This window comes from Stenotrophomonas sp. 2YAF22, assembly GCF_052114665.1.
Lineage (GTDB): Bacteria > Pseudomonadota > Gammaproteobacteria > Xanthomonadales > Xanthomonadaceae > Stenotrophomonas > Stenotrophomonas indicatrix.
Map to the genome: position 1 here is coordinate 1 of NZ_JBFRFE010000212.1, position 6239 is coordinate 6239.

9 protein-coding genes are annotated in these 6239 nt (G+C 67.8%); 5 read left to right on the plus strand and 4 right to left on the minus strand.

Features of this window, described 5'->3' with window-relative positions; translation table 11 throughout:
* Nucleotides 1-186: 186 nt before the first annotated feature.
* The 3 genes from AB4Y84_RS10285 to pdxH form a co-directional block, all read right to left on the minus strand.
* Nucleotides 187-648, minus strand: a complete 462-nt coding sequence (locus tag AB4Y84_RS10285) for a DoxX family protein (RefSeq protein WP_442244603.1) — start codon at nucleotides 646-648, stop codon at nucleotides 187-189.
* 186 nt (nucleotides 649-834) lie between these two features.
* Nucleotides 835-1182, minus strand: a complete 348-nt coding sequence (locus AB4Y84_RS10290) for a hypothetical protein (protein WP_442244602.1) — start codon at nucleotides 1180-1182, stop codon at nucleotides 835-837.
* 9 nt (nucleotides 1183-1191) lie between these two features.
* Entirely contained in the window at nucleotides 1192-1791 is a 600-nt protein-coding gene (gene pdxH / locus AB4Y84_RS10295; RefSeq protein WP_033831770.1) for a pyridoxamine 5'-phosphate oxidase, read from the minus strand.
* A gap of 40 nt (nucleotides 1792-1831) precedes the next feature.
* Between pdxH and AB4Y84_RS10300 the strand changes: the two genes are divergently transcribed.
* Nucleotides 1832-2659, plus strand: a complete 828-nt coding sequence (locus AB4Y84_RS10300; protein ID WP_442244601.1) for a kinase — start codon at nucleotides 1832-1834, stop codon at nucleotides 2657-2659.
* Nucleotides 2660-2665: 6 nt separating this feature from the next.
* Here the strand turns inward: AB4Y84_RS10300 and AB4Y84_RS10305 are convergent, their stop codons facing one another.
* Nucleotides 2666-2869 (minus strand): dodecin family protein, encoded by a 204-nt coding sequence (locus tag AB4Y84_RS10305; RefSeq protein ID WP_025876997.1) that lies wholly within the window; start codon nucleotides 2867-2869, stop codon nucleotides 2666-2668.
* 98 nt (nucleotides 2870-2967) lie between these two features.
* Between AB4Y84_RS10305 and AB4Y84_RS10310 the strand changes: the two genes are divergently transcribed.
* The 4 genes from AB4Y84_RS10310 (at nucleotide 2968) to hemE (ending at nucleotide 6099) form a co-directional block, all read left to right on the plus strand.
* Complete coding sequence (locus AB4Y84_RS10310; protein ID WP_032976596.1) at nucleotides 2968-3510, plus strand: shikimate kinase; 543 nt, start codon at nucleotides 2968-2970, stop codon at nucleotides 3508-3510.
* Nucleotides 3507-4619 carry a 3-dehydroquinate synthase gene (gene aroB / locus AB4Y84_RS10315; RefSeq protein WP_442250094.1) on the plus strand — a complete coding sequence of 371 codons (1113 nt, stop codon included), beginning with the start codon at nucleotides 3507-3509 and terminating at the stop codon, nucleotides 4617-4619. The genes AB4Y84_RS10310 and aroB overlap by 4 nt, the downstream gene beginning before the upstream one ends.
* A gap of 129 nt (nucleotides 4620-4748) precedes the next feature.
* The gene (locus AB4Y84_RS10320) at nucleotides 4749-4988 is read left to right on the plus strand and encodes a WGR domain-containing protein (protein WP_025876992.1); all 240 of its coding nucleotides are present in this window, start codon (nucleotides 4749-4751) and stop codon (nucleotides 4986-4988) included.
* A gap of 28 nt (nucleotides 4989-5016) precedes the next feature.
* Nucleotides 5017-6099, plus strand: coding sequence for a uroporphyrinogen decarboxylase (gene hemE, locus AB4Y84_RS10325; RefSeq protein ID WP_312785889.1), 1083 nt, complete (start codon nucleotides 5017-5019; stop codon nucleotides 6097-6099).
* The last annotated feature ends 140 nt before the right edge of the window (nucleotides 6100-6239 follow it).

The following is a 6239-nucleotide window of genomic DNA, read 5'->3' on the forward strand; positions in this document are numbered from 1 at the left end:
GGTTGGTGCAGAACCGATGCAAGGCAGGGGCGAACCGCCGATGTCTGTTGAGGGCAGACCGATGCCTGGTGGGTGCGAACCTTGGTTCGCACCGCTTTTTCCCAAGTACCCCATCCACGCATGGCGTGGATCTACTGGAGCGCCCAGGCGCTACCGCACGCCCGCCGGCCGCGGAAGAAGGTGCACTCAGCGTGCCCAGCGCGCTTCGATGGCGAACCGTCCACTGCCCACGGCCGCAACCCATAGCAGCAGCACGCCCAGCGGGACTTCGCTCAGGTAGAAGAACCAGCTCAGCCAATCCGGCACGCTCAGCCCCGCAGGAATGCGCGCAATGCCATCGGTGAGCGCCGCTACCGCGCAGATCGCCGCCAGCAGCAATGCCGAAGGGCGGGTCAACAGGCCCAGCACCAACAGGCCACCGGCAATCCACTCAATGGCCCCGAGCACCGGCGCGCTGAGTACCGGAAATGGAATGCCCGCATCGACCAGCGTGTGCACCATGCGCTCGCGCCCGGCGTCGGTGAACAGCTTGTTCCAGCCGGATACGCAGAACATCACGCCGGCCACGATGCGGGCGAGCAGCAACAGGAACGCTTCCACGCCCTGGCGCGGCGATGGCACGGCAAACAGGCAACGCCAAGGGGACATGGCAACTCCGGAAATCGAGGGCATCAGTCCGAGTGTGACGTTTGCTGGCCTGCTCGCAGATGAAGCTGGCCGGTCCGTTTGCGACAAACGGCTCTCGCAGTGATACGCGTTGGAACAATGGCAGTGGTACAGGCTCGACCCTACGATGCAGGTGTACCGACCTTTCCATCCACGCATGGCGTGGATCTACCCGGCCAGCAGCAGCTCGATCTCTTCCACCTGCACCGCCGGCACCTGCCACGGGTGATGCGGCACGATGCCGTGCTCGAGGATGCGCTGTAGCCGCTGCGGATCGCGCGGCAGGCAGAACTCCAGCCGCACGCTGTCGACCACCTCGGTCTGCCCCGCCTCGCCCTGCGTGGGGATCGCACCCACGCGTGGCCGGAACTGTTCGAACCCCGGCGCGGACCACCACAGGCCGTGCTCGTAATCGCCGGCCGCCAGTGCATCCACCGAAAGGATGCCCTGCTTCACCGCCTCCAGGGCAGGCACCGGCACGAACACCACCACGCGATACAGCGGCACGCGTTGCATCACGGTGCCTTACGGGTACAACAAGCGCTTGCTCCAGCGCCCTTCGGCACCCGCTTCATAGCACCAGCGCTCGTGCAGGCGGAACTGCGCGCCGTACCAGAACTCGATGCGGTCAGGCACCACCCGCAGACCACTCCAACCGTCCGGACGCGGCACGTCCTTGCCCTCGAAGCGCGCCTCGACCTCGGCCACGCGCGCGTCGAACTCCTCGCGCGAGTTCAACGTCTTCGACTGCAGCGACGCCCACGCGCCGATCTGGCTCATGCGCGGACGGCTGGCGAAATACGCGTCGGCCTCGGCATCGGCCACCTGCTCTACGCGTCCCTCGATGCGCACCTGGATGCCGGCCTCGCGCAGGCTGCGCCACAGGAACAGCAGCGCCGCCTGCGGATTGGCCTGCAGCTCGTTGCCCTTGTGGCTGTCCAGGTGGGTGTAGAACACGAAGCCGCGCTCGTCGAACGCCTTCAACAGCACGGTGCGCGCCGATGGCCGGCCCTGCACATCGGCGGTCGCCACGGTCATCGCATTGGGCTCGACTTCGCGGCTCTGTTTCGCTTCTTCGAAAAGGGCGGCAAAGGTCGACAGGGCTTCGGCGTACAGGTCGCTCATGACAGCATTCTTCTCACACGGTTTGGGCTATTGTGGCGGCATGGTCGCCGCTGCGTACATGCCCCAGGTGAAAGGATTCCCCGAAACAGTGGTCGAGCAGGCGCTGGATGACGCGCTGGGCAGCAGCACAGCCGTTCCAGTATTGGCGATCAGCGGCCTGCAGGGGAGCGGCAAATCGACGCTGGCCGCGCAGGTGGTTGCCCGTGCCCAGGCGCGTGGCCTGAACGCCGCAACGCTGTCCATCGACGATGTCTACCTGACCCGCGCACAACGCCAGCGTCTGGCCCGGCAAGTACATCCGTTGTTGATCACCCGTGGCCCACCGGGCACCCACGACCTGCCGCTGGCACATGCGGCACTGGACGCAGTGGCAGCACGACAGCCCTTGGCCCTGCCCCGCTTCGACAAGCTGGCCGACGAGCGCCTGCCCGAAGCGCAGTGGCCGCAGCTGCAAACGCCGCTGGACCTGCTGGTGTTCGAAGGCTGGTTCCTGGGCACCCCGGCGCAGGACGATGCCGAACTGGATGTCCCGCTCAACGCCCTGGAGCGCGAGGCCGATGCCGATGGCCGTTGGCGGCGCTGGTGCAACCAGGCGCTGGCCCGCGACTATCCGGCGCTGTGGCAGCGCTGTGACCGCCTGTGGTTCCTGCAACCCCCTGATTTTTCGGTGGTGCCGCGTTGGCGCTGGCAGCAGGAGCAGAACCTGCAGGCGGCCCAGCCGGGGCGGCACGGTATGAACCGGCCCCAGCTGGAGCGCTTCGTGCAGTACTACGAGCGGGTCAGCCGGCAGGCGTTGCGTGCGCTGCCGGCCATTGCCGACCGGGTAGTGGCGCTGGATGCCCAGCGCCAGGTGCAAGGGCTGCGCTGAGCAGCCTCACTCCACCAGGAAGGTGACCCGCAGGTTCACCCGCCATTCGGTGATCTCACCGTTGCCGTCGGTGACCACCTTGGTCTCGTTGATCCAGGCGCCCTGGATGCCCTTGACCGTCCCGGACACCTTCTTCAAACCGCTGCGCACTGCGTCCTCCACGCTCTTGGGCGAGGACGCATTGATTTCGATGACCTTGGCAACCGACATGGCAGGCACTCCTTCAGGCGCGGGAAACCCCGCAGGAACCTCCACCCTGACGTGAAGAACGTAAAGGCCAAGGCACGGAGGTGTTAGCATCAGAGGGCATGAATCCCGCTCCGAACCTGATCCTGATCGGCCCGATGGGCGCCGGTAAAACCTGCATCGGCCGCCGCCTCGCCGAGCGCTTCACGCTGGACTTCGTCGACGTCGACCAGGCCATCGTCGATGCGACCGGGGCCAGCATCCCCACGATCTTCGAGCATTCCGGCGAAGCAGGCTTCCGCGCCCATGAGCGCCAGGCGCTGGCGCAGGTGCTGGCCGGCCGTGGCCAGCTGGTGTCCACCGGTGGCGGTGCCGTGCTTGACCCGGACAATCGCGCCCTGATCGCCAAGCGAGGCTTTGTCGTCTACCTGCGGGTCAGCGTCGCAGCCCAGCTGGAGCGCCTGTCACGCGACAAGGCCCGGCCACTGCTGCAGCGGCCGGACCGCGAACAGGTGCTGCATGATCTGGCCGCGCATCGCGACCCGCTGTATCGCGACCTCGCCGATGTCACTCTTGATACCGACCCGTTTACCGCCGCCGATGCCACTGCCCAGCTTGTCGTCAAGCTGGCCACGCACTGGCAGCGACAGGACCCCACTGCATGACCTCCCCTGCCCTGCTGCAGGTCGCCGTTGGCGGCGACCGTCCCTACTCCATCACCATTGGCGCTGGTGCCCAGGCCGACGGCGCTGCACTGGCCAGCCATGTGCGTGGCCGCCACGTGCTGCTGGTCAGCGACAGCGAGGTTGCTCCGCGCTATCTGGATGCCGTCAGGCAGACGCTGCTGGCCGCACGCCCGGACCTGATCGTGGGTGAGCATGTGCTGGCCGCCGGTGAAGCCTCCAAGACCCTGGCCGAGTTCGGCTCGGTCATCGAGGCGCTGGCCGCGCTCGGCGCGACCCGCGATGCCTGCGTGTTCGCCCTCGGTGGTGGTGTGGTCGGCGACCTCGCCGGCTTTGCCGCGGCCTGCTGGATGCGCGGCGTCGACTGCGTGCAGCTGCCAACCACGCTGCTGGCGATGGTCGACTCCTCGGTGGGCGGCAAGACCGCCGTGGATATCCCGGCCGGCAAGAACCTGGTCGGTGCGTTCCACCCACCGCGTGCGGTGATCGCCGATACCCGCGTGCTGGCCACCCTGCCGCCGCGCGAGCTACGCGCCGGCCTGGCCGAAGTGGTGAAGTACGGCGCACTGGGTGATGCGGTGTTCTTCGAATGGCTGCAGCAGCATGCCGAGGCACTGGCGGCCGGCGAGGATGCGGTCATCGCCGAGGCCATCGCCCGCAGCTGCCGGCACAAGGCCGCCATCGTCGAGCGCGATCCCTTCGAGAAGGGCGAGCGCGCCCTGCTCAATCTTGGCCATACCTTCGGCCACGCCATCGAAACCGAACAGGGGTACTCCGCACCAGGACGCGATGCACTGAACCACGGTGAAGCCGTAGCAGTGGGCATGGTGCTGGCGGCACGCCTCTCCACCCACCTGGGCCTGGCCGACGACGCCGACCGGGTGCGCCTGCAGGCGCTGCTTGAACAGCTTGGCCTGCCGGTGGCAATTCCCGCCGGGCTGGACCCGCAGGCCCTGCTCGGCCGCATGCGCCTGGACAAGAAGAATGTAGCCGGCCGCCTGCGCGTGGTGCTGTGGCGTGGCATGGGCCGCGCCGAAGTCGTACCGGACGTGGATGAAGCGGCGGTACTGAAGGTGCTGGGCGGCCACTGAGCGGTAGTGCCGGCCGCTGGCCGGCATCCACGCTACACCGCCGACCTTCATGACGTTGCCGGCCAGCGGCCGGCACTACCAGGTCAGCGTTGCGGCAGGGGTCACACCGCCCCCGCTACAATCGACACCATGCACGTCCACCTGCAACAACCCGCCGACGGTGCCCAGGCACCGCGCTTCCTGCGCCTGACCCTGGTCCCGGACCTGTTCGGCGGCTGGGAACTGCTGCGTGAATCCGGCCGCGTCGGCGCCCGCTCGCAGCTGCGGCGCGAGCTGTACCTGACGGCCGACGAAGCCCGCCACGCCTACGACAAGGCCCGCGATGCCGAACTGCATCGGGGCTTCCAGATTCTTTCGCACGGCGACTGACTGCGCCGCTGCCCATTTCGCCCAAGGAATGCCCACTGTGACCAGCCCTCTCCGCAACGATCGCCTGCTGCGCGCCCTGCGCCGCGAACCGGTGGACTGCACCCCTGTCTGGCTGATGCGCCAGGCCGGCCGCTACCTGCCGGAATATCGCGCCACCCGGGCCAAGGCCGGCAGCTTCCTGGCCATGGCCAAGAACCCGGAGATCGCCTGCGAAGTCACCCTGCAGCCGCTGCGCCGCTTCCCGCTGGACGCGGCCATCCTGTTCTCGGACATCCTCACCATTCCCGATGCCATGGGCCTGGAGCTGTACTTCGTCGAAGGCGAAGGCCCGAAGTTCCGTCACCCGGTGCGCGATGAAGCGGCCATCGCCAAGCTGGCGGTACCGGACATGGAGCAGGATCTGGGCTATGTGATGGACGCGGTGCGCCTGATCCGCCGCGAACTGGATGGCCAGGTGCCGCTGATCGGTTTCTCCGGCAGCCCGTGGACGTTGGCCTGCTACATGGTCGAAGGCGGCGGCAGCAAGGATTTCGCGCGCATCAAGGCGATGGCGCTGAACCATCCGCAGGCCCTGCACCGCCTGCTGGAGGTAACCACCGACGCGGTGATTGCCTACCTCGGCGCGCAGCGCGCCGCCGGTGCGCAGGCACTGCAGGTGTTCGACACGTGGGGCGGCGTGCTGTCGCCGGCGATGTACCGCGAGTTCTCGCTGCGCTACCTGCAGCGTATCGCCGAGGGCCTGGAGCGCGGCGAAGGCAGCGAGCGCACGCCGCTGATCCTGTTCGGCAAGGGCACCGGCCTGCACCTGGAAGCGCTGTCGCAGACCGGCGCCGATGCGCTCGGCCTGGACTGGACGCTGGACCTGGACGAAGCGCTACGCCGTACCGGTGGCCGCGTAGCCCTGCAGGGCAACCTGGACCCGACCACGTTGTATGCCACGCCCGATGCGATCGCCGCAGCGGCCGCACGCGTGCTCGACACCTATGCCGCCGGCAACGGTGGTTCGCGCGAGGGCCATGTGTTCAACCTCGGCCATGGCATGTCGCCGGACATGGACCCGGCCCATGTACAGGTGCTGGTCGACGCGGTACACGCGCACAGCCAACGCTGAGCATCCCGCATGCAGTCACGGCGCGATGTTGATCGCGCCGTGACCCGCAGTGCGCGATCATGGCGCCCCCACGTTGCACCGGCCACGCCCCATGTCCACAGCGCCATCGACCTACACCCGCCAGCGTCCCCTGCTGTGGC